At 57.9% G+C, this 23,474-nt stretch carries 18 protein-coding genes; 7 read left to right on the top strand and 11 right to left on the bottom strand.

All coding sequences use genetic code 11. From position 1 onward, the window contains the following. The first annotated feature begins 100 nt into the window (after positions 1-100). Positions 101-490: a DUF3461 family protein gene (locus tag INF68_RS14415; protein ID WP_008501916.1), complete on the top strand. Its 390-nt coding sequence runs from the start codon at positions 101-103 to the stop codon at positions 488-490. Positions 491-594: 104 nt separating this feature from the next. Here the strand turns inward: INF68_RS14415 and INF68_RS14410 are convergent, their stop codons facing one another. The 3 genes from INF68_RS14410 to dgt all read right to left on the bottom strand — a co-directional run bounded on the left by INF68_RS14410 (position 595) and on the right by dgt (position 4,981). After that, positions 595-1,752 carry a CdaR family transcriptional regulator gene (locus tag INF68_RS14410; RefSeq protein ID WP_109845540.1) on the bottom strand — a complete coding sequence of 386 codons (1,158 nt, stop codon included), beginning with the start codon at positions 1,750-1,752 and terminating at the stop codon, positions 595-597. Between the two features lie 146 nt (positions 1,753-1,898). Beyond that, entirely contained in the window at positions 1,899-3,335 is a 1,437-nt protein-coding gene (gene degP / locus INF68_RS14405; protein ID WP_023310451.1) for a serine endoprotease DegP, read from the bottom strand. 131 nt (positions 3,336-3,466) lie between these two features. Further along, entirely contained in the window at positions 3,467-4,981 is a 1,515-nt protein-coding gene (gene dgt, locus INF68_RS14400; protein ID WP_126786352.1) for a dGTPase, read from the bottom strand. Positions 4,982-5,063: 82 nt separating this feature from the next. On the opposite strand from dgt, the gene mtnN reads away from it, so the two are divergent. Genes mtnN through INF68_RS14385 form a run of 3 tightly spaced genes read left to right on the top strand, consistent with a single transcriptional unit; the run spans position 5,064 to position 7,206 of the window. Further along, positions 5,064-5,762 (top strand): 5'-methylthioadenosine/S-adenosylhomocysteine nucleosidase, encoded by a 699-nt coding sequence (gene mtnN, locus INF68_RS14395; RefSeq protein WP_014882620.1) that lies wholly within the window; start codon positions 5,064-5,066, stop codon positions 5,760-5,762. After that, positions 5,755-6,555, top strand: a complete 801-nt coding sequence (gene btuF, locus INF68_RS14390; protein WP_045355180.1) for a vitamin B12 ABC transporter substrate-binding protein BtuF — start codon at positions 5,755-5,757, stop codon at positions 6,553-6,555. The genes mtnN and btuF overlap by 8 nt, the downstream gene beginning before the upstream one ends. 27 nt (positions 6,556-6,582) lie before the next feature. Further along, a complete protein-coding gene (locus tag INF68_RS14385; RefSeq protein ID WP_023310447.1) occupies positions 6,583-7,206 on the top strand; it encodes a TRIC cation channel family protein in 624 nt (207 codons plus the stop codon). Between the two features lie 93 nt (positions 7,207-7,299). On the opposite strand, the gene erpA is transcribed toward INF68_RS14385, so the two are convergent. Beyond that, positions 7,300-7,647 (bottom strand): iron-sulfur cluster insertion protein ErpA, encoded by a 348-nt coding sequence (gene erpA / locus INF68_RS14380; protein ID WP_023310446.1) that lies wholly within the window; start codon positions 7,645-7,647, stop codon positions 7,300-7,302. 79 nt (positions 7,648-7,726) lie between these two features. After that, positions 7,727-9,127, bottom strand: a complete 1,401-nt coding sequence (gene clcA, locus INF68_RS14375) for a H(+)/Cl(-) exchange transporter ClcA (protein ID WP_126786351.1) — start codon at positions 9,125-9,127, stop codon at positions 7,727-7,729. Between the two features lie 177 nt (positions 9,128-9,304). Here clcA and hemL point away from each other — a divergent pair, with 177 nt between their 5' ends. Next, positions 9,305-10,585: a glutamate-1-semialdehyde 2,1-aminomutase gene (hemL, locus tag INF68_RS14370; RefSeq protein ID WP_126786350.1), complete on the top strand. Its 1,281-nt coding sequence runs from the start codon at positions 9,305-9,307 to the stop codon at positions 10,583-10,585. Between the two features lie 93 nt (positions 10,586-10,678). Here hemL and fhuB read toward each other — a convergent pair whose 3' ends face one another. The 6 genes from fhuB to hrpB form a co-directional block, all read right to left on the bottom strand. Next, positions 10,679-12,661, bottom strand: coding sequence for a Fe(3+)-hydroxamate ABC transporter permease FhuB (fhuB, locus tag INF68_RS14365; protein WP_126786349.1), 1,983 nt, complete (start codon positions 12,659-12,661; stop codon positions 10,679-10,681). After that, positions 12,658-13,548, bottom strand: coding sequence for a Fe(3+)-hydroxamate ABC transporter substrate-binding protein FhuD (gene fhuD / locus INF68_RS14360; RefSeq protein ID WP_193525333.1), 891 nt, complete (start codon positions 13,546-13,548; stop codon positions 12,658-12,660). Before fhuD ends, fhuB begins: the two co-directional genes overlap by 4 nt. Further along, positions 13,548-14,345 (bottom strand): Fe3+-hydroxamate ABC transporter ATP-binding protein FhuC, encoded by a 798-nt coding sequence (fhuC, locus tag INF68_RS14355; protein WP_033144663.1) that lies wholly within the window; start codon positions 14,343-14,345, stop codon positions 13,548-13,550. Before fhuC ends, fhuD begins: the two co-directional genes overlap by 1 nt. A 50-nt stretch (positions 14,346-14,395) precedes the next feature. Next, the gene (gene fhuA, locus INF68_RS14350; protein ID WP_033144662.1) at positions 14,396-16,645 is read right to left on the bottom strand and encodes a ferrichrome porin FhuA; all 2,250 of its coding nucleotides are present in this window, start codon (positions 16,643-16,645) and stop codon (positions 14,396-14,398) included. A gap of 235 nt (positions 16,646-16,880) precedes the next feature. Beyond that, entirely contained in the window at positions 16,881-19,406 is a 2,526-nt protein-coding gene (gene mrcB / locus INF68_RS14345; RefSeq protein WP_023310439.1) for a bifunctional glycosyl transferase/transpeptidase, read from the bottom strand. 144 nt (positions 19,407-19,550) lie between these two features. After that, a complete protein-coding gene (gene hrpB / locus INF68_RS14340; protein ID WP_126786347.1) occupies positions 19,551-21,980 on the bottom strand; it encodes an ATP-dependent helicase HrpB in 2,430 nt (809 codons plus the stop codon). A 73-nt stretch (positions 21,981-22,053) separates the two neighbouring features. On the opposite strand from hrpB, the gene thpR reads away from it, so the two are divergent. After that, complete coding sequence (gene thpR, locus INF68_RS14335; protein ID WP_126786346.1) at positions 22,054-22,608, top strand: RNA 2',3'-cyclic phosphodiesterase; 555 nt, start codon at positions 22,054-22,056, stop codon at positions 22,606-22,608. Continuing rightward, the gene (sfsA, locus tag INF68_RS14330) at positions 22,598-23,302 is read left to right on the top strand and encodes a DNA/RNA nuclease SfsA (protein WP_023310436.1); all 705 of its coding nucleotides are present in this window, start codon (positions 22,598-22,600) and stop codon (positions 23,300-23,302) included. The genes thpR and sfsA overlap by 11 nt, the downstream gene beginning before the upstream one ends. Positions 23,303-23,474: the final 172 nt, after the last annotated feature.

Genomic DNA, 23,474 nt, shown 5'->3' with positions numbered 1-23,474 from the left:
AAAAAGCGGGGGCAACCCCGCTTTTTTTATATCTGAGGGTGGCGAAAATAGATTTTTTCGTTAATTATTCAAAGGTTATGTTGAGATCAAGGGTACCGCTATGTACGATAATCTGAAAAGTCTGGGCATTACCAATCCTGATGAAATTGATCGTTACAGCCTCCGTCAGGAAGCCAATAACGATATTCTGAAAATCTATTTTCACAAGGACAAAGGAGAGTTTTTCGCCAAAAGCGTGAAGTTTAAATATCCACGCCAGCGTAAGACCGTTGTGGCTGACGGTGTAGGACAGGGCTACAAAGAAGTACAGGAAATCAGCCCTAACCTGCGCTATGTGATCGATGAACTCGATCAGATCTGCCAGCGCGACCGCACCGAAGTCGATCTTAAGCGTAAGATCCTTGACGATCTGCGTCACCTTGAAAGCGTTGTGACGAATAAGATCAGCGAGATTGAAGCAGATCTTGAGAAATTAACTCGCAACAAATAAGTTGGGTGCGGCCTGATGCCCTCACCCCGGCCCTCTCCCACAGGGAGAGGGAGAAAACCATCATGTAGGCCGGGTAAGGCGAAGCCGCCACCCGGCAAACAACATCATCGCTGCTCATCCAGCTGCAGCGCCACATACAGCAGCAGCCTGTCGTCAAAATTCCCCAGATCCAGCCCCGTCAGCTCCGAAATCCGGTTTAACCGATACTCCAGGGTATTGCGGTGAATAAACAGCGCCTTTGAGGTCGCCAGCGGCTGCACGTTGTGACGGAACCAGGCCTGCAATGTGCGGCGCAGCAGGCCGTTGTTGTCCATGGCTTTCAGGCGCACTAATGGCCGCGCCAGCTCATTGGCCTGCCAGCCGCCGCGCAGGCTGTCGAGCAGCACCGGCAACATCAAATCCTGATAGAAGTAACTGCGGCTTTCCGGCATACGCTGTTTACCCACCATCATGGTGGTGCGTGCGGTCCGCCAGGAGCGGGCGATACTGCCCGGCCCGGTAAAGTAGTTGCCCAGCGCAACGCGAAAACGCAGCTGACCATTCTCCTCCATCCGGGAGATCAGCTGCTCCACGCGACGACGATGATCGTCGGCATCCCAGCGGCCAAACGCATTGAGCGCCGGTTTGAGGACCACCATTTCCGTCAGAGAAACGATCGCTACAAGGTTGTCGCGCTCCGGCGTCGCCAGCGCATTTTGCAGTTGCTGCAGCTCGGCCATCGCGCTGTCCACGCCAAGCTGGCCGCTATCGACCTCAATGACCGCTACCACGCGCGGCTGGTTGAGATCGATCCCCAGACGCTGCGCCCATTCGCTGAGCGCAGGCGTATGCTCTTCCGCCTGAATAAGGTTCATCACCAGCTCTTCACGCAGGCGGCTGTCCTGGGCAAGCAGGTGCATCAGGCGCGACTGCTCCAGCATCATCTCAGCCGTCATACAGACCAGCTCACCGTATTTTCGCAGTGACTCGGGCTCGCCGGTGAGGCCGATTACCCCCACAATTTCGCCTTCAAGGCGCAGCGGTAAATTAATGCCCTGGCGTACGCCGTGCAGGTGTTTCGCTACCGCATCGTCGATATCCACGACCCGCCCCTGAGAAAGCACCAGCAGCGCGCCTTCGTGCAATTCCCCAATACGCTCGCGATCGCCGCTGCCAATAATGCGCCCGCGGGCATCCATCACGTTGATATTGGTATCAATGATGCGCATGGTGCGCGCCACGATATCCTGCGCCATTTTGGTATCAAGATGCCAGCCAGCCATGTAACCCTCCTGTGAGCAGAGCTCAAGCATAGGGAAGTTCAGCGACGGCTGCATTGTGCGAATGCACAAAGAGAGAGGGAGAAGTATGGAGTTGTGGCAAGAATCACAGAAACGAGAAAGCCCCTGCGAACAGGGGCTTAAGAGAATTACTGCATCAGCAGATAAAGAGAGGTATCACCACGCTGAATATTCAGCGCCAGTACGGAAGGCTTGCTCTCGAGAATTTTGCGCAGTTCAGCGATGTTTTTCACCGGCTGCTGGTTAGCGCCCATGATCACATCGCCTTTTTTCAGGCCGATACGGGCTGCCGGTGAATTCGCTTTCACGTTGTTCACCACCACGCCTTTGTCTGCGCCTTTGTTGCTCATCTCGGCACCTTCAATCCCGCTGAAGATGGTGCTGGAATCCACCTGATTCTGGCTGCTCTGCTGCAGCTCCAGGCTCACGTTAACCGGCTTACCGTCTCGCAGCAGGCCGAGGGTCACTTTACTGCCAATCGGCATTGAGCCTACTTCGGCACGCAGGGCGGCAAAGCTGCTGATCGGTTTACCGTTCAGGGAGGTGATTACATCCCCCGCTTTAATGCCCGCTTTCGCCGCAGAGGAATTTGGCATCACCTGGCTGACGAATGCCCCGCGCTGAGCGTCAACTTTCATCGCCTTAGCCAGTTCGGAGTTCAGCTCCGTACCGAGGATACCCAGTTCGCCACGTTTCACCTGGCCATACTGCACCATCTGCGAGGTCAGGTTTTTCACCATGTTACTCGGGATAGCAAAACCGATACCGATGTTGCCGCCGTCCGGTGCCAGGATAGCGGTGTTGATACCGATCAGCTCACCGTTCAGGTTCACCAGCGCACCGCCGGAGTTGCCGCGGTTGATCGCCGCATCCGTCTGGATGAAGTTTTCATAGTTCTCAGCGTTGAGGCCGCTACGGCCCAGCGCAGAGACGATACCCGAGGTCACGGTTTCACCCAGACCGAACGGGTTACCGATCGCCACGGTATAGTCGCCCACGCGCAGCGCATCGGAGTCGGCAATTTTAATCGCCGTCAGGTTTTTCGGATCCTGAATCTGGATCAGCGCGATGTCGGAACGCGGGTCTTTACCCACTACTTTGGCGTCGAACTTACGGCCATCGCTCAGCTGAACCTTAATGCTGTTCGCGTTATCGACAACGTGGTTGTTAGTGACGACGTAGCCTTTCGCCGCATCAATAATTACCCCTGAGCCAAGCGCCATGAATTTCTGCTGCTGGCCGCCGCCCTGGCTGTCATCCCCGGCACCGCCGCCCTGACAGAACGGTGAACTCTGGAATGGCGAACCATCCTGGCAGAACGGCGAGTTATCGCCGAAGAACTGCTGGAAGTTACGCGGCATACGCGGCGTATTGACGGTCGTGCTGCCCTCAACGTTAATACTCACCACCGATGGCATCACTTTTTCGAGCATCGGTGCCAGGCTTGGCATCTGCTGCGCGGTTGCTGCCGACGACGCGGTCTCGGCTGCAGTAGCAGTCAGAGGAGACAGCGCTAAACCTAAACTCAGAGCCAGTGCACTCATTGCTAATGTGGTTTTTTTCATGTTTCTCAATCTCGATTTACAGGTAACGCAAAATTGCTGTGTAACTCAGATTCGTTTTATACCGCTTAGTTCCGGCGATAAGTTTATGGAAAAGGTAAAAATTTATTGGCCGTCTTTACAAAACTCAGGGATTATTCCACCGCCATGAGCTTGCGGTATTCATCCCAGGCATACAAATCAGTCATGCCGCTGATATAGTCCTGGATAAGACGGCAGCGATAATAATATTCCATCACCGGCCATTGGGGAGAGTTGCGTTCCAGCTTGCCAATCGCTTCGACATACGCCAGACGATGCCGGGTAGAAAGTTTCTGATAAAGCCGCGATTCGATGGGTATTCTGCGCACGCGCTCGTGTTCCACCAGTTCGCTGAATTCATCGACCGACAGCTGAAGCAACGGGAAATAAATTTCCAGTAACCCACTGATTACCCGATAGCCCTGCAGCTCCAGCTGCTCGACATCCGGATGGCTGAATACATGCCGCATCGCCACATGTTTATAAAGCTCAAGGAGTTGACTGAAACTGCTGTCATCTTCCAGCAGCGCGTGGTTGAATTCCCCGCTGAAAATGAGCGGCAAATTATCAATAAAACGCGACGCCGCATACGGCACCAGTTTATTTAATGTATTGACCCGCAAATACATAAAGAACTGGTCTTCCGTACTGCGGCTTAATGTATTTGAGCGCGATTTTTCCCAGGCATTTTCGACCACCTGCGCAAACAGCGAACCTTTTTCATGGGTACCCCAGGCCGCATAAAGATGCTGATAAAGCTCCTCGACGCTGAAGATTCTTTTCTCCACGGCATCTTCCAGATCGGCCACGCAATAGGAAATATCATCGGCGGCTTCCATAATCCAGGTCAATGGAAAGCGGCCGTTTGGCGTCAATGAAAGTTCTTTACGTAACCGTTCAATATAGGCCTCTTCGGAAAGGTAATAGCCTGGTTTTTTCATTAAATAGCTGTGGGACGCGGGCGTATCCCCCATCCACCACGCGGGGCGCGTATATTTCAGAATGCAGCCGACCTGTGCCCAGGTCAGGTTCATGCGCATCAGGGAATGGACCAGCCGGATCCCCTGCGCGTTGCCCTCGAAGTGACACAAATCCTGGCGCACTTTGCGGCGCAGATCGTTCAGCCGCTCTTCACCTTCACGCAGGCGTAAATCGCGTACGGTGCAGCGGTCATCGCTGAGGGGCTGGCTTACCGCATCCGAAGGATAAAGCCGCTGCTTAAACCAGTCATTGATCGCCGCCTCACCAAAGTGGCCGAAAGGCGGATTGCCGATGTCATGCATCAGGCAGGCCATCTCAACGATGCTCTCGAAGGGCCCCGTCAGCTCGTCCAGACCATAGGCTTCCAGTAAACGCTGCTCTTTGAGACGGCTCAAAATCTCTTTGGCAATGTAGCGCCCGACCTGCTGCACTTCCATCGAGTGGGTTAAGCGCGTGCGCACCGCGGCGTTACGCTCCAGCGGGAACACCTGAGTTTTTTGCTGCAGACGGCGGATGGCAGGCGAGTTAACGATCCGCCCGCGATCGCTCTCGAAGATACGCAGGATCTCATGTTCGCTCTTGTCGCCCTGCGGCGAACGGAAACGTCGGTGCCAGTTAATTTTGGTACGGAAATCGATTGGTGACATGTGCTCCCCCGCGTGAGAATGCGTTTCCCCTTAACCGCATGATAGACTATGCATCTTAACAAGGCACATCGCGAGTAAATCTATGAAAATCGGCATTATTGGTGCAATGGAAGAAGAAGTTACGCTGCTGCGTGACAAAATTGAGAACCGTCAGACCCTCTCTCTGGGAGGTTGTGAGATCTACACCGGCCAGCTGAACGGTGTTGACGTGGCTCTGCTGAAATCAGGCATCGGTAAAGTGGCTGCTGCGCTGGGTGCAACCCTGCTGCTTGAGCGCTGCAAGCCGGACGTGATCGTGAATACCGGCTCTGCGGGCGGCCTGGCGCCGACGCTGAAAGTGGGCGATATCGTTGTCTCCGACGAAGCGCGTTACCACGATGCCGACGTCACCGCGTTCGGTTACGAGTACGGACAGCTCCCGGGCTGCCCTGCTGGTTTTAAAGCTGACGACAAGCTGATTGCGGCGGCAGAGACCTGCATCGCAGAACTCAACCTCAACGCGGTACGCGGTCTGATTGTCAGCGGTGATGCCTTCATCAACGGCTCCGTTGGGCTGGCGAAAATTCGTCATAACTTCCCTCAGGCGGTTGCCGTTGAGATGGAAGCGACCGCGATCGCTCATGTCTGCCATAACTTCAGCGTACCCTTCGTGGTGGTTCGCGCCATCTCTGACGTGGCAGACCAGCAGTCCCACATCAGCTTCGACGAGTTCCTGACCGTTGCGGCAAAACAGTCCACCGTGATGGTGGAGCGCCTGGTGCAGAATCTGGCACGTGGCTAAACATACCGTCAGGGCGCTGGCCGCCCTGCTTCTTCTCGCACCGCTGTGGCTCTATGCGTTGCCGCGCGTGATTACTCTCTCTCCCGCAAATACTGAACTGGCGTTTGCCGCCGGGATCACGCCCGTTGGCGTGAGTAGCTTTTCGGATTACCCACCGCAGGCCGCGGGTATTGAACAGGTGGCAACCTGGCAGGGGATGAACCTTGAGCGCATCGTGGCGCTTAAACCGGATCTCGTGCTGGCCTGGCGCGGCGGCAACGCCGAGCGGCAGGTCAACCAGCTCACCTCGCTTGGCATAAAGGTCATGTGGATTGATGCCGTCAGCATTGAGCAGGTCGCTCAGGCGCTACGCGCCCTGGCCCCCTATAGCCCTACGCCCAAAAAAGCCGAGGCTGCGGCGAAACAGATGCTGAGCGATTATGCCGCGCTGAAATCCCGATACGATACCCCTGTTAAAAAGCGCATCTTCCTGCAGTTTGGCAGCCAGCCGCTGTTTACCACCGGAAAAGGGTCGATTCAGAACCAGGTGCTGGAAGTCTGCGGCGGTGAAAACATCTTTGCTGCCAGCCGGGTACCCTGGCCGCAGGTGAGCCGCGAGCAGGTCCTGGCGCGCCAGCCGCAGGCCATCGTCGTGGTCGGAAATGCGAGCGAGATTCCTAAAATTGAACAATTCTGGCAAAGGCAGCTAAAAATTCCGGTAATCCCGCTCAACAGCGACTGGTTTGAACGCGCCAGCCCGCGTATTATCCTCGCCGCAAAACAGCTCTGTGCCGCGCTGGCAGAGAGTCACTAACATAAGACCCTTTTCGAGGATTTAACGATGCTCGTTTATTGGCTGGATATTCTTGGCACAGCCGTTTTTGCTATCTCCGGCGTTCTGCTCGCCGGAAAACTACGCATGGATCCGTTTGGCGTGCTGGTGCTGGGCGTCGTGACCGCCGTCGGCGGCGGGACTATCCGCGATATGGCGCTGGCAAATGGCCCGGTGTTTTGGGTGAAAGATCCTACCGATCTGGTGGTCGCGATGGTCACCTGCCTGTTAACCATTGTGCTGGTTCGCCAGCCCCGCCGCTTACCCAAGTGGATACTGCCGGTACTGGATGCCGTGGGTCTGGCCGTGTTTGTCGGTATTGGCGTCAATAAGGCGTTTAATGCCGGTACCGGTCCGATGGTGGCGATCTGCATGGGCGTATTAACCGGCGTGGGCGGTGGGATCATTCGCGACATTCTGGCGCGTGAAGTGCCGATGATCCTGCGTACTGAAATTTACGCAACGGCCTGCATTGTGGGCGGGATTGTTCACGCTACCGCGTACTACACCTTTGCCTTACCGCTGGAAAATGCCGCGATGCTGGGGATGGTCGTGACGCTGGTGATACGCTTAGCGGCGATACGCTGGCACCTGAAGCTGCCGACGTTTGCACTGGATGATAATGGCAGGTAAAAGCAAAACGGTAACCGCAAGGTTACCGTTTTTAGTCTTTTCTCCCTCTCCCTGTGGGAGAGGGACGGAGTAACGGCATCAGCCCGTACTCTATTAGATGCTGAACGAAGATCCACACCCGCAGGTGCTTGTCGCATTCGGGTTCGTGACCACAAAGCGCGAACCTTCCAGACCCTCGGTGTAATCCACCGAACCCCCCACCAGATATTGCAGGCTCATCGGGTCAACCACCAGCGCGACGCCCTGTTTCTCGATAGTCATATCGCCATCGTTAACCTGATCGTCAAAGGTAAAACCATACTGGAAGCCGCTGCAGCCGCCACCGGTAATATAGACACGCAGTTTAAGATCCGGATTGTCTTCGTCGGCAATCAGGACTTTCACTTTGTTGGCTGCTGCTTCGGTAAATTCGAGCGGTACAGCTACTACGTCATCACTCATCTTATGCTCCCATGAATACTGCTATTGGGTAAAATTCACCCAATTCTTTATGTCATTATCTAATACCCTGGTAATTCATTCAAGTATTCTGCGCGGCGGCCCGCTCCGCCTCTTGTTTTGCCAGGGTACGCGCAAGGATGGTGGAGTATAGCGGTTTTCCACCCAGGAACTGGGCTAATAGTGTCGCGCCGAGACAGGTAATGATCATTGGCAAAATGAGCTGGTAATTGTCCGTCATCTCCAGCACCAGCACGATGCCAGTCAACGGCGCACGCAGGGACGCGGCCAGCAGCGCGCCCATTCCGGCCACCGCAAACGTCCCGGCTTCAAGGTGATAGGCGGGAAAGCCCACTTCAGCCGCCATCCCAAATGCGGTCCCCAGCAGCGTGCCCAGCGCCAGCATCGGGGCAAAAATCCCCCCGGGCGCGCCGGAAGAGAAGCACAGTACCGTCGTGATAACCCGGGAGATAAACATAAACAGCAGCAGACCCACGCTGAAATTCCCTGCCGCCGCAATGGGAATCAGCCCGAACCCGCCGCCTGCGGCATTCGGCTCGATAAACCCGAGTACGCCGCACATGCCGCCCAGCAGACCGCCCATCAGCACCCATTTCGTGGTGTTCCCGTCGTGAATGCGCTGGAACATATCCTGGGCGCGCAGGATAAAGGTGTTAAACAGCGGCCCCACCACGCCAAAAATCATGCCGAGGATCAGGTAAAGCCACAGGGTGTTAACCGGCGCGTTGGTCAGTTTACCCACCTCAATGACCGCCCCTTCGCCATTAAAGAGGCGAAACACGATGCTCGACATAATGACGCCGGTAAACACCGCTTTAATCGAGATCAGGTTGTAGCGAAACTGCGCGCGCATCTCTTCGATGATAAACAAAATGCCCGCCAGCGGCGCGTTAAAGGCCGCCGACAGCCCCGCCGCCGCACCGGTTGCCAGCAGCGTATGGCGCGCTTCGGCGCTGCGCATCCGGAACAGATCGCCCACCATGCGGCCAACGTTCCCGCCCAGTTGAACCGTAGGCCCTTCCCGGCCAAGAACCATCCCCGCGCCCAGAGTCCCCATGCCGCCGATGAACTTAACCGGAATCACCCGCCACCAGCGCACCGGACGCAGCTCCTCCAGCGCGCCTTCAATTTCCGGAATGCCCGATCCGCCCGCCTCCGGCGCAAATTTACGCACCAGAAAATACCCCACCATGGCAAACAGCGCGGACAGCCCGAATGCCCACACCCAGACCAGCCATTCGCTGTCGGCGAAACCGGCCACGGTGCCCACTCGCCAGTTGAGTACGGCATTAACCGCTTTTTCAAACGCTACGCCAACCAGGCCCGCGAGAGTGCCCACCACGGCAGCGGCCAGCAGGATCGCCAGCGGCGTTTTATCGCGATTGAGCAGCCGCCGAATGCTGATTCGGTGCCGGGCGCGCGTAAACTGTTGTTCTTCAAAAGACGGAGAATCTGATTTCATGTCCTGTTCTTATTTGTCACACAAAAAGCCGCGAGGATTTTACCAGAGACGGCCCCACCGTCTCCTGAAAATTACTTAACAAATCTTAAAGCATTGCCCGGCTAAAAATTTCATAACCTTCCCCGAATCACATAGAATAGTGGGCTTAACCATTTTATTCGAACCAGGAACGACGCCATGAGCAAGTCTGAAAACCTCTACAGTGCAGCCCGCGAGCTTATTCCGGGTGGCGTGAACTCACCTGTGCGCGCCTTTACCGGCGTGGGCGGTACGCCGCTGTTTATCGAACGTGCTGACGGCGCGTATCTGTATGATGTCGATGGCAAAGCCTATATCGATTATGTAGGTTCCTGGGGACCGATGGTGCTGGGGCACAACCACCCTGCCATTCGTAACGCGGTGATTGAAGCAGCCCAGCGTGGCCTGAGCTTCGGTGCGCCAACCGAAATGGAAGTGAAAATGGCGGAGCTGGTGACCGAGCTGGTGCCTACCATGGACATGGTGCGTATGGTGAACTCCGGTACCGAAGCCACCATGAGCGCTATCCGCCTGGCGCGCGGTTTTACCGGTCGCGATAAAATCATCAAGTTTGAAGGCTGCTACCACGGTCATGCGGACTGCCTGCTGGTGAAAGCCGGTTCCGGCGCGCTGACGCTCGGCCAGCCGAACTCGCCTGGCGTACCGGCAGATTTCGCGAAGCATACCCTGACCTGCACCTACAACGATATTGCTACCGTTCGCGCGGCGTTCGAGCAGTATCCGCAGGAGATCGCCTGCATCATCGTTGAGCCGGTCGCCGGCAACATGAACTGCATCCCACCGCAGCCTGACTTCCTGCCGGGCCTGCGCGCCCTGTGCGATGAGTTCGGCGCGCTGTTGATCATCGATGAAGTCATGACCGGCTTCCGCGTCGCGCTGGCGGGTGCCCAGTCTTACTACGACGTCGTGCCGGACCTGACCTGCCTCGGCAAAATCATCGGCGGCGGCATGCCGGTCGGCGCATTCGGTGGTCGTAAGGACGTGATGGAAGCCCTGGCGCCAACCGGTCCGGTTTACCAGGCGGGCACGCTCTCCGGTAACCCCATCGCCATGGCGGCGGGCTTTGCCTGCCTGACCGAGGTGGCACAGCCGGGCATTCACGAAACCCTGACCGACCGTACCACGCAGCTGGCAAACGGTCTGCTGGAAGCCGCAGAAGAGGCCGGTATCCCTCTGGTGGTCAACCACGTGGGCGGCATGTTCGGGATTTTCTTCACCGATGCGAAAACCGTGACCTGCTATCAGGACGTGGTGAAGTGCGACGTTGAACGCTTCAAGCGCTTCTTCCACCTGATGCTGGACGAAGGCGTGTACCTCGCGCCGTCCGCGTTCGAAGCGGGCTTTATGTCCGTGGCGCACAGCGAAGAAGATATCAACAACACCATCGACGCGGCGCGCAAGGTGTTTGCGAAGCTGTAAGATGTGCGGCTTGATGCCCTCACCCCAACCCTCTCCCACGGGGAGAGGGCGCAAACACTAAAACGGCAATCTAAGGATTGCCGTTTACTTTTATTACCGGCTCTGCTTTCTCAACAGATAAATAAAGTACGGCGCACCGATAAAGGTCGACAGCAGACCCGCCGGGATCTGATACGGGAACAGCACCATTCTTCCGCACCAGTCCGCAAACACCAGCATCATCCCGCCCGTCAGTGCTGACATCACAATATGCGGCATCGTCCGGCGGAACCCCATCATTCTGGCAATGTGCGGCGCCATTAATCCGACAAAACTCAGCGGTCCAATCGTCAGGGTTGCCACAGCCGTCAGGCACGCCGCCAGCAGCAGCAGGGCCACGCGCGCTGGCGTCAGCGCCATTCCCACCGCGCGCGCGGTTTCGCCGCCGAGCGGCAGAATGGTCATCCAGCGGCGGCACAGCGGCACCATCGCCAGCAGCACGAGCATCGCGATCCCGGACCAGACCACCTGGCTGCCGGTGGCGTTGTAGGTCGAGCCGGAAATCCAGGTCAGGATCTTCGCCATACGCGGATCGCCGCTGGCCTGCAGCATCATCAGCAGCATGGTAAATGCGGTACTGAGCGCCATCCCGGCCAGCAGCATGCGGTGCGGTGAAAATCCGCCGCGACCGGCGGCAATAAGGATAATCATCAGCGTGACTGCCGCACCGATACTGCCGGCAGGCATCAGCCAGCCAAACGCATTCCCCGGCACAAAGAACAGCATCAGCACCACGCCAAAGGCGGCGCCAGAGCTGATCCCGAGCACTTCCGGGCTTGCCATCGGGTTGCCGGTCAGACGCTGAATAATGCACCCCGCCACCGCCAGCATTACCCCTGCGATCAGCGCAGCGAAGATACGCGGCCAGCGCCACTGCACCAGTTCATTGAGTAAATCACCCGTCGCCCAGAGCCAGCCCGACGCATCGCGTCCGAATGAGAGCGCCGCAAACGAAGCGATAATCAGCACCGCCAGACCGGCAAGGCTAAACCACAGCACCGACCGACGTTCAGCGTAAACTTTATCGCCGGCGTCCATCGCCGGTGCGCTCATGCTGCGCAGGCGCGGGAGCAGCCACAGCAGCAGCGGCGCCCCGATAAGCGCGGTCACCGAGCCGGTGGACACTTCCCTCCAGACCTGCGCCAGCCAGAGAACAAGCTGATCGGAAAGCCAGAGGATCAGGGCCCCAATCAGTGGCGCCAGCATCAGACGCGCCAGCAGGCGACGCGCCCCGAGCATTTTCGCCAGCAGCGGCGCAAACAGGCCGATAAACCCGATGATGCCGACCGCGTTGACCAGCAGGGCACTCAATACAATCGCCAGCGTCAGCGCCGCCAGACGCGCCAGCGACAGCGCCAGCCCCAGGTTACGCGCCACGCCATCATCCAGCCCCATGAGCGTCAGGGGGCGCAGGAGCAGCAGCGTCAGCACGACGCCGCCAGCCAGCTGCGGCCACAGGTGCTCTACAACGCTCCAGTCGGTCTGGGTGAGCGTGCCGGTACTCCACAGGAACATGCTTTGCAGCCGATCGTGATGGAACAGCACGAGCAGCTGGTTAATCGCCCCACAGTACAGGCTCACCACCAGCCCGGCCAGAATAAGCGTTACAGGAGAAAGGCGCTTGCCCCAGGCCACGCCAAAGACCAGCGCGCCCACCACGCACGCTCCCGCGAGTGCCGCAAACTGCGAGGTTAACGCTCCCGGCAGCGCCCACAGCGTGGTGATGGTGATCCCAAGCTGCGCGCCGGTCGCGACGCCGAGCGTGGTTGGCTCTGCCAGCGGGTTACGCAACACCTGCTGGAACAATACGCCCACCAGCCCTAAGCCGGCCCCGACCAAAAGGGAGATCGCCAGACGCGGCAGCAGGCTGTAGTGGAACAGCATCTGCTGAATATTGTCGATATCCGGCGAGGCCAGAGCGGCCCCCCACTGCGCGCGCGGTAAGGCCGTGGAGAGGTTGAACCTGGTTAATACCAGCGCAACCAGAAAAAGCAGGGATAACAGCAGCGCCGGGAAGCGGGCGATACGCGTACTCATGCTTTACCTCCCAGGGCGTTATCCAGCACGCGGGCAAAATGCATGGCCGACAGCGTCGCGCCGTAGAACCAGACCGCCGGGGCGCGCTGGAAGCGCTTCTCGCGCACAAACGGCATCGCCTGCCAGAGCGGGGTCGCCATCAGGGTTTGCATGTCGCGTTCGTTACCGTGGTCGAAACAGAGCACGTCCACATCGCGAAACGCCGCCAGGCGGTCGATACCCACGGCGGTACTGCCCCAGAAGGTCATCTCCCCTTCCCAGGCGTTGCGAATACCGAAGCTGTCCAGCACCTCCTGGAACAGACAGTTTTTACCAAAGACCAGCATATGGCGGGCATCCAGCAGCGTCACCATCAGCAGCGGACGATCGCCCCGGTGAGCAAAGCGCGGCTTCAGGGAGTCGATCAGGGCATCAAATTCGTCGAGATGTCTTTTGGCCTCCGCTTCGCGGTTGAGGAAATGCGCCATCTCGTTAATCGAGTTTTTCGCCACGGCCAGCGGTTTTTTACCGTCGCTGAAAGCAAATCCACGTCCTGGCGCAATGCGCGCCATGATCTCCTCTGACGGACCGTAGCCCGCTGACCAGAACAGGAACGAGGGTTTCATCTGGGTGAGCAATTCGAGGTTTGGCTCCGTACGCAGGCCTACGTCGATCACCGAGTCCGGCAGCTTCGGCTCGTTCACCCAGAGGTTATAGTTAGGAATGTCCGCCACGCCATAGGGCGTGACGCCGAGCGCCATCATCAGTTCGACCGGCAGCCATTCCAGGGCCACAATACGGTGCGGATCGACGGCAGTGGCACGCGCCGTATTCATTTTTAACAGCAGCGGCGAGAGCGCCATCGCCGTCAGCAGGCGACGGCGGCTAATGCGTGTGTTATTCAGCATCAGTAGACAAAGCTCACCGGTGCAGCCCCGGCAGGGTGAGGCAGAATACCCATCGGAATACCGTAAATATGTTCCAGCGTTTCGCTGCGCATCAGCTCTGCCGGTGTGCCCTGGGCAATCATCTCGCCCCCGCGCAGCGCGACGAGGTAGTCACAATAGCGCGCGGCCATGTTGATGTCGTGCAGGACCGCAATGACCGTCAGGCCACGCTGCTGGCTCAGGCGATGCACCAGCGCCAGGACGTCGACCTGATGCGCGATATCCAGCGCAGAGGTCGGTTCATCCAGCAGCAGACAGCGGCTGTCCTGCGCCACCAGCATCGCGATCCACGCGCGCTGGCGTTCGCCGCCGGACAGGCTATCCACCAGACGGTGCGCCAGCGGTTTTAGCCCGACCAGCGCAATCGCCTCTTCCACCTTCTCTCGGTCGGCGACGCCGAAGCGCCCAAGCGCTCCGTGCCACGGATAACGCCCAATCGCCACCAGCTCACGCACCGTCATCCCTTCCGCCTGCGGCAGCTGCTGCGGCAGATAGGCCACTTTGCGGGCAAAGGCTTTACTGCTCCAGCTCTCCAGCGGTTGGTCATCCAGCAGAATATCGCCTTCTGAAGGCGGCTGATGGCGCCCCAGCATCTTGAGCAGGGTGGATTTACCGGAACCGTTATGACCAATCAGGCCCGTCACTTTACCGGCCGGAAACGTCAGAGAGAGCGGATGCAGCAGCGTGCGCCCGGGTACGCGAAAGGAGAGATGGTTGAGCGTAAAGGTGGTGTCGGGTTGCGTTTGAATATCCTGCATATCAGCCAACTTAAATAAAAAGGGCACGGCGAACCGTGCCCGAAGAGAGATTAGAAGCGGAAGGTCGCGGTGGCAACAACCTGACGTTCAGCACCCCAGAAGCAGCCGTAGGTATTGAAGCAGCTGGCAACGTACTCACGATCGAACAGGTTGTTCACGTGCAGCGCCACGTTTGAGCCAGCCATGCCAACGCGTGCCAGATCGTATCTGACCAGCGCATCGACTACGGTGTAGCTGCCCACCTTGAAGGAGTTCGCCGGATCGCCATAGCTTGAGCCCGTGTAACGCACGCCGGTACCCAGCGTCAGACCAGACAGCGCACCGTCAAACAGGGTGTAATCGCCCCACAACGATGCCATGTGTTTTGGCACCTGAGCTGGCGTGTTGCCTTTGTAGGTGGTGTCCGTGGTGTATTCCGCATCGGTATAGGTATAAGAACCCACCAGGTTGACGCTTGCAGACAGGGCCGCTTTCGCTTCCAGCTCTACGCCACGCGCGCGGATTTCACCGCCCTGAACCGAGAAGAAGGAGCCCGCCGGGTCCGCCATCAGGTTGTTGGTTTTGGTCAGCTGATACAACGCACCGGTGACGACGATCGGACGATCGTTCGGCACGTATTTCACGCCCGCTTCGTACTGTTTGCCTTTAGACGGCGAGAACAGTTTGCCCTGGGCATCGGTCTGCGAAGCCGGTTCAAACGATTCGCTGTAGCTAAAGTACGGGGTTACGCCGTTATCAAACAGATAGTTAACGCCACCGCGCCAGGTGAACTGGGTATCATCACGTTTGGAGGTGGTGTTCGTCACGCGGTTGTAGGATTCCTGATCGGCCCAGTCATAACGGCCGCCCAGAGTTACCAGCACTTTATCCCACTGCGCCTGATCCTGAACGTAGAGCCCCGTCTGCTTCTGACGGTTGAGGATCTGATATGGGCCGGAGGTCGCGGGATCTTTTGAGCCGAAATCAAAATCGCTGTTCACCGGATTGTAGAGATCCAGCAGCGGAACAGAGTCGTCGTAACCGAACCAGGAGTTGATGTCATTTCGCATGCGCATAAAGTCAACGCCGGTCAGCAGGACGTGGTCCACCTCGCCGGTTGAGAATTTGCTCTGCAGCTGGGTATCAACGGTAAAGTTCTGCAGCTTTTCGTTATCGACAACGTATTTACGCGCCAGATAATGGCCTTTGTCCGATGGCGCTAGCGCGGCACACTGTTTGTTGCCGCTGTTTGCCGGGTCGGTACAGACGCCATAACCGTATACGCTGTTTTGCGAGGTTTTGTTCTCGGCAAAGCGCAGGTTCTGACGCACGGTAAAGGTATCGTTGAACTCGTGGTCGAAGCTGTATCCCACCATTTTCTGGTTACGGGAATAGGTATTGTTCTTCGCGCCTTCGTTGAAGTTCGTCGGCAGACGATCGCCGTTCGGCAGCGGCTCAACCGTTCCCTCTTTTGGCAGCCAGCCGTAGTAGCCCGTTTCAGGCTCGTTCTGGAAGTAGGAGAGGAACGTGAAGGTGGTTTTATCATCCGGACGCCAGGAGAACGAGGGCGCGATGGCGTAACGCTGCTCTTCCGCACGCTCCTGCTGGGCGTTATTAGAACGCGCAACGCCCGTTAAGCGATAAGAGTAAACGCCGTCGTCGTCGATCGCATCGCTAAAGTCAAACCCGGTCTGGAACAGGCTATCCGTGCCGACTTTGAACTGGATCTCTTTCAGCGGCTCGGTTGTTGGGCGCTTACTGACCATGTTCAGCAAGCCGCCCGGGCTGCTTTTGCCGTACAGAACGGAAACCGGACCGCGCATGATCTCGGCGCGCTCCAGCATATAAGGATCAATCACCGCGTCGTTATAGAAGTTCCCCTGCATTTTCATGCCGTCGAGGTAGTTATTCTGCGTCTGACCATCGGCCGCGAAGCCGCGAATGATCAAATAGTCATAGGTGTTAGACGCGCCGCGCGTGCCTACCGCAACGCCCGGCGTATAGCTCAGGGCTTCTTTCACCGAGCGCGGCTGATGCAGCGCCATCTCTTCGGCCGTGACCACAGAAATCGACTGCGGAACCTTTTGAATAGGGGTATCCGTTTTGGTTCCGGTCGCGGATTGCCGTGCGGCGATGGTCGCAGCAGGCCCCCAGGCACTTTCCTGTGCCGCAGGTGCTGCGGTTACCGTAATGGTTTCTTCTTTTTTCGGGGTTTCGGCCGCGTGAGCATAAGCAGACATGCCGGCAACCGCTGTGGCGACGACGACCGCGAGCTTACGCAGCGACGTATTCATTGGCTGAGCAGTATTGGAAAGCGCCATGTTGAATCTCTGATGTGAAAGTGAATGATAACGTAAACGAGAATTATTATTATGAGCGCCAGAATAATATGCGAAACGCTGGTTGCATAGCAAGCAGTAAGCGGCCCTATGAGAATTAAGGGTTTAAGAAATCATCAAGAGAAAACGAAGGGTTAATCAGAATTAAAGCGAGGGTTAACGAAATGAGGTTTACGGGTAAAAAAAGCCCCCTTCCAGGGAAGAGGGCTTTAAAAGCTTAGTTACCGCCGAACATGTCTTTAATCCAGCCCGCGACACCGTCGCTGTCTTTCTTCTCATTCTGCTGCTGCGGCTGTTGCTGCTGTGGCTGCTGTGGTTGAGAAGACTGGTCGAACGGGTTACCCGTTGGCTGTTCCGGCTGGCTTTGCTGGCACAGCGAGTCCGGGTTAGCGGTCCAGACAGGCAGCGTACGCATTCCGCCGCCGCAGACGAAGTTACCGGAGCTGTCCACGCCCATATCGACGATATCTTCCGGCGCGACCAGATTCAGCGGCACAGGAGACTGATTCGCCAAGTAGCGCTGGTAAATCGACATCGCCCCGCTCGCGCCGTACAGCTTGGTCGGCTGGTTGTTGTCGCGGCCTACCCAGGTGATCACCACTTCACGGCCATCAATACCGGCAAACCAGGTATCGACGTTGTTATTGGTGGTCCCGGTTTTACCCGCCAGATGGAGACCCGGATACTTCGCTCCCAGTTGGCGCCCTGTGCCGCGCTGCACGACCTGCTGCATGGTCCACAGCGTCATGTAGGCGGCCTGAGCAGGAACGGCACGCTCCGCCTGTGGGAAGCTCTGATACAGCACGGAGCCATCTTCGGCAATCACCGAACGCAGGGCAGACAGCGGCGCGCGGTTGCCCCCGCTGGCAATGGTCTGGAACGCCTGCGCCACTTCGATCGGCGTCAGGTTAAGCGCGCCGAGGATCATCGCCGGCACCGGGTGCAGCTGATCTTTCGACACGCCCAGTTTTTGCCAGGTGTCGACAATCGCCGGCAGTCCCAGCGACATGCCCAGGTTCACCGTTGGCACGTTCATGGAACGGGTCAACGCATCCACCAGCATGACCTGGCCGCTGAACTGTTTATCATCGTTCTGCGGTGACCAGACCTGGCCGTTAGGCTGGCGCAGGGAGATCGGCGCATCCGCAATCCAGGTATTCAGGCGATACTGATTTGGCTGGCTCAGGGCAGTGAGGTAGGTTGCCGGTTTTGCCAGAGAGCCGATTGAGCGACGCGCCTGCATGGCGCGGTTGTAGCCTGCAAACTGCGGCTCGGCACCGCCCACCATGGCGCGAACTTCACCGGAGTTACGGTCAACCACCACCATCGCGGTTTCCAGATCGCTCAGCTTACGCTGTTTCTTCAGCGCCGGAATACCTTCCACCGCCGCTTTTTCGGCCGCATCCTGCGCCACGGAGTCAAAGGTGGTGAAGATCTTCACGCCGGAGAGATCTTTGACCTTATCACCGAGCTTGCTTTGCAGCTCCTGACGCACCAGCTGCATAAATGCAGGCTGAGGCGAAATCACGCCACCGCGCGGCTGAACGCCGAGAGGACGCGCGCTCAGCATGTCGTACAGCTCCTGGTCAATCACCTGCTGCTGTTGCAGCAGACGCAGAACGAGGTTACGACGCTCCAGCGCCAGTTTCGGGTTACGCCACGGGTTATAGATGGACGCCCCTTTCACCATGCCCACCAGCAGCGCCTGCTGGTCCAGGCTCAGCTCTTCCACCGGACGGCCAAAGTAGTACAGGCTCGCCAGCGGGAAGCCGCGGATTTCGTTATCGCCGCTCTGACCGAGGTACACCTCGTTCATGTACAGCTCAAGGATACGATCCTTGCTGTAGCGCGCATCCATCAGCACGGCCATGTAGGCTTCGTTCGCTTTACGCCAGTAAGAGCGTTCGCTGGAGAGGAACAGGTTTTTCACCAGCTGCTGGGTCAGCGTACTCGCCCCCTGCACGGTGCGACCGGCAGTCAGGTTAGCCAGTACCGCACGACCAATCGAGTAGAGGCTGATGCCATCGTGCTCGTAGAAGTGACGGTCTTCGGTTGCCAGCAGGGTATCAACCAGCAGATCCGGGAAGCCGTTACGCGCCACGAACAGGCGCTGCTCGCCGTTTGCTGACGAAAGCATGGTGATCAGACGCGGATCGAGGCGGAAGAAACCGAACTGACGGTTGTTATCCATGTTCTCGATGGTGTCCAGACGATCGCCGTCAAAGGTCAGACGCGCGCGCACCTGCCCCTCTTTGCTGTCCGGGAAATCAAACGGACGACGGATCATCTCAATGCTGTTGGACTGCACGGTAAATTCGCCAGGCCTCGTCATTTTAGACACCTGACGATACTGGGTGGCTTCCAGCAGTTTGACCATCTCGTTCTTGGTGATGGACATATCTGGCTCAAGGTTCACCATACGGCCATACACTGCCGCAGGTAGCTGCCAGACTTTACCGTCGATACGGCTGCGGATCTTCTGATCCAGATACACGCCGTAAATCGCCATCAGCACGACAAAAACAATAAACAGCTTCAGCAGCAGCCAGAACCAGCCGCGTTTGCCCCGAGGCTTACGCCCTTTGCCTTTTCCATTACGCGGCATCGGTTCTTCATCCTCATAATCGTCTTCATAGTCATCGTCATAGTCCTCATCTCTGAGGCGACGACGGCTTACCTTTTCTTTCGCCGGACGCGTTGGTTTTCCCTTACGTCCTATTGGCTCGCGGTCATTCCCCGCCATGCTTTTTCTCCGCAACTTTCAGGCGCAAAGGCCAGATTTTCTTTTCTTTCACAGGCCTGTGAAAGAAGAAATCTCTCAAAATTTGTTTTCTCCCTCTCCCCATGGGAGAGGGCCGGGGTGAGGGCATCGGGCCGCACTCCCCTTTTACGAATATTTCTTCGTTCGCCGCGTCGGCGCCGTATTCGCCGGATCGTCCGGCCAGACATGTTTGGGATATCGCCCCTTCATCTCTTTCTGCACTTCACGGTAGCTTCCCGCCCAGAACGCCCCCAGATCTCGGGTGATTTGTAATGGACGATGCGCAGGCGACAGCAGCTCAAGCACTAACGGCACACGCCCTTCCGCAATGGACGGCGTGGTGGCTTCACCAAACATCTCCTGCATCCGAACCGCCAGCGCCGGCGGATTATCCTCATGATAACGGATGGCAATCCGGCTTCCGGTCGGCACAGTGTAATGCCCTGGCAGTTCACTATCCAGACGTTGACGTAATGACCAGTCCAGTAAATTCTGTAACGCGGTCTTAACATCAAGCGCCTTCAGGGCTCGCAGAGAGTGTACGCCGCTCATTTGCGGCAGTAGCCAGCGCTCAAGCGTAGCGAGCAGCGTCTCGTCATCCACCGCAGGCCAACCGTATTCCGGTAGCCACTTCGCGGCGCAGTGCAGACGAATGCGGTATTGCTCCGCTTCCGGCGTCCAGTTCAGGGCGCTCAGCCCTTTTTCCCGAATTCCGTTCAGCATCGCCTGGTGAAGCTCGTCTTCCGACGGCTTCGCCAGCGGCTTCGTTCCTAACGTCAACTTACCAATCTGGCTGCGACGAAAGGCCTTCAGCGTGCCCTGGGCGTCATCCCATTCCACGGTATCAGATTGCTGAAGCAGCTGCGGACAGGCACGCGTCAGGGCGTCAATCTCTACGGCAATCGCCTGCAGGATACGCGCATCCGGAGAATGGCTGCCCTGCAGCAGCAGCGGGGCGATCAACCATTCGTGGCGCGTCAGCGCATCATCGCTGTCCAGCATCGCCCCCATGCCGTTTGCCAGCTGGTAGCGACCGTCCAGCCCGCGCCGACGCGCAATCCTGTCCGGGAAGGCCTGTGCCAGCAGGAAGGCAATCTTATCGCTGTCAGGCGCACCTCCCCGGCTATTCAGGCGTTTACACAACTGCTGCGCCCGCTGCTGCCAGTTCCCCTGGCTGCGCGAAAACGCCTGCCCCAGATCGCTGCTGCCACCGCGAGGCGGCTCCTCAAGAATAGCCGCCAGTTTTGCCGCCGTGGCAATTTCATCATCCCCTTGCGAGGCCACCAGCATCGCGGCCAGACGCGGATCGTTGCCCAGCGCCGCCATTTTCTGGCCGCGCGCCGTCAGACGCTCGCCTTCCAGCGCGCCGAGCTGAGTCAGCAGGGTGCGCGCAGCGGTGAGGTTTACGACAGGAGGAGGATTAAGCCAGGTGAGCTGCTCAGGGTTCGGGCAGCCCCACTGGAGCAGATCCATCACCAGACCAGACAAATCGCTTTGTAAAATTTCCGGCGTGCTTTGCTGTGCGGCGCGTTCAGCCTGTTCCGCGCTGGTCAAATGCAGGCATATGCCCGGCTCAAGACGCCCCGCGCGGCCCGCGCGCTGCACCATCGACGCCTGGCTGATGCGCTGCGTCAGGAGTTTAGTCAGCCCGGTACGCGGATCAAAGCTTGCCACCCTCTCCTGCGCGCTATCCACCACCAGGCGAATCCCTTCAATGGTCAAACTGGTCTCAGCAATGTTGGTTGCCAGCACCACCTTGCGCTGCCCCGCCGGTGCCGGAAGGATGGCTTTACGCTGATCCTGTAGCGACAACGCGCCGTAGAGCGGGCAAAGCAGCACGTCGCCGCCTACGCGGGTAGAAAGCTGCTCCTGCACGCGCTGGATTTCGCCCACGCCGGGCAAAAACAGCAGCAGGGAACCGGGCTCCTGGCGCAGCAGCTCAGCGGTGGCAATGGCGACGGCCTCGTCTAAACGCTGATGGGAGGGAAGCGGCTGATAGCGGCGTTCAACCGGAAACGCCCGCCCTTCTGAGCTGATGACCGGCGCATCGGGTAATGCCTGTCGTAGCCGCTCGTTATCCAGCGTGGCCGACATAATAAGCAGCCGGAGATCGTCGCGCAGCCCCTGCTGCACGTCCAGCAACAGCGCAAGGGCCAGATCCGCCTGCAGGCTGCGCTCGTGGAATTCATCGAGGATCACCAGCCCGACGCCGGTCAGCTCAGGATCGTTTTGCAGCATGCGGGTGAGAATACCCTCGGTGACCACTTCAAGACGCGTGGTCGGGCCAACGCAGGTCTCGGCACGCATCCTGTAACCTACCGTTTCACCCGGTTTTTCATTCAGCAGTTCCGCCAGACGCTGCGCCACGTTGCGCGCGGCCAGCCTGCGCGGCTCCAGCAGGATAATTTTCCCGCTGATGTTTCCGTCTTTCAGAATCTGCAGCGGCAGCCAGGTGGACTTGCCCGCGCCCGTAGGAGCATTCAGCAAAACCTGCGGGGCATGGTGTAAGGCAGCGAGAAGCTCAGGAAGAATGACGGCGACCGGCAATGAGGACACTAACAGCTCCAGAGGGTTAACATTAGTCGGCGTACATTGTAGCATCGGCGCATATCATTACCGAGTCCTCCGTATGCCTGAGTCGAAACGGCTGTTTTTTGCCATTGAATTGCCCACCACCATACAGCGTCAAATTGTTCGATGGCGCGCCGATTGCTTTCCGCCGGAAGCGGGCCGCCCTGTCGCGGCGGCCAACCTGCACCTGACGCTGGCCTTTTTGGGCGACGTCAGCACCGAAAAACAGCGGGCGTTAGCCGCAATGGCCGGGCGTATTGCCCAGCCGGAATTTACGCTGCACCTCGACGACGCGGGCCAGTGGCCGCGTTCGCGCGTGGTGTGGCTGGGAACGCGCCAGCCGCCGCGCGGATTATTGCAGCTGGCGAATATGCTGCGCGCCCAGGCGGCGCGCAGCGGCTGTTATCAGAGCCCACAGCCGTTTCATCCACATATCACGCTGCTGCGCGATGCCGGTCAGGCCGTTGCCATCCCGCCGCCGGGTTTTCACTGGGCCTTTCCGGTCAACGCATTCGCGCTTTACGAATCCGTCTTTGCACAGGGACGCACCCGCTATACGCCGCTACAGCGCTGGACGCTGGGCAACACCGAAAGGAATTCCGATGAAGTTTAGTCCTCCCCTGCAGCACGCCACGCTTATCCAACGCTACAAACGCTTCCTCGCCGACGTGATTACCCCCGAAGGGGTTCAGCTCACCCTGCACTGCCCCAATACCGGCGCCATGACGGGGTGTGCGACGCCGGGTGACAGGGTCTGGTATTCCACATCAGAAAATAGTAAACGCAAATATGCCCATACCTGGGAAATGACCGAAACCCAAAACGGGGCTTTTATTTGCGTTAATACCCAGCGCGCCAATCAGCTGGTTAAGGAAGCGCTGACCCTTGGCACAATTCCCGAACTGGTGGGATATGGCACGCATAAAAGTGAAGTGAAATATGGCGATGAGGGCAGCAGAATTGACTTCATGTTACAGGCGGAAGACAGGCCGGAGTGCTATATTGAAGTAAAATCAGTGACGTTAGCGGAACAGGAAAATGGCTACTTCCCGGATGCGGTAACGCTGCGTGGCCAGAAGCATCTGCGAGAGCTAATGAGTGTTGCGGCGGCGGGCAAACGCGCCGTATTGCTGTTTGCGGTGTTGCATTCAGCCATTGAACGTTTCTCACCTGCCCGCCATATCGATCCTAAATACGCGCAATTGTTGAATGAGGCACAAAAGCAGGGGGTAGAGGTTTTCGCTTATAAAGCGGAACTTTCTGCCGATAATATGACTCTGAGATCGTCTCTTCCCATTGTCTTATAAGGGATTAGACATTGACGAATAAGTGTTCTGGCCGCGTGCGCAAATACGCTTTTCCTCACAGGCTTGTCAAGTGTTACGTTTAGATAATTGCCATACGGAAAAGCATCTGCTATTTATAGCGACCTGATTTTTCCCCCAACACGGGGATCGATAGTGCGTGTTAAGGAGAAGC

The sequence above is a fragment of the Enterobacter cloacae complex sp. P16RS2 genome, assembly GCF_014982155.1.
GTDB lineage: Bacteria > Pseudomonadota > Gammaproteobacteria > Enterobacterales > Enterobacteriaceae > Enterobacter > Enterobacter cloacae_M.
This window is presented reverse-complemented; position numbering and strand designations above follow the sequence as displayed.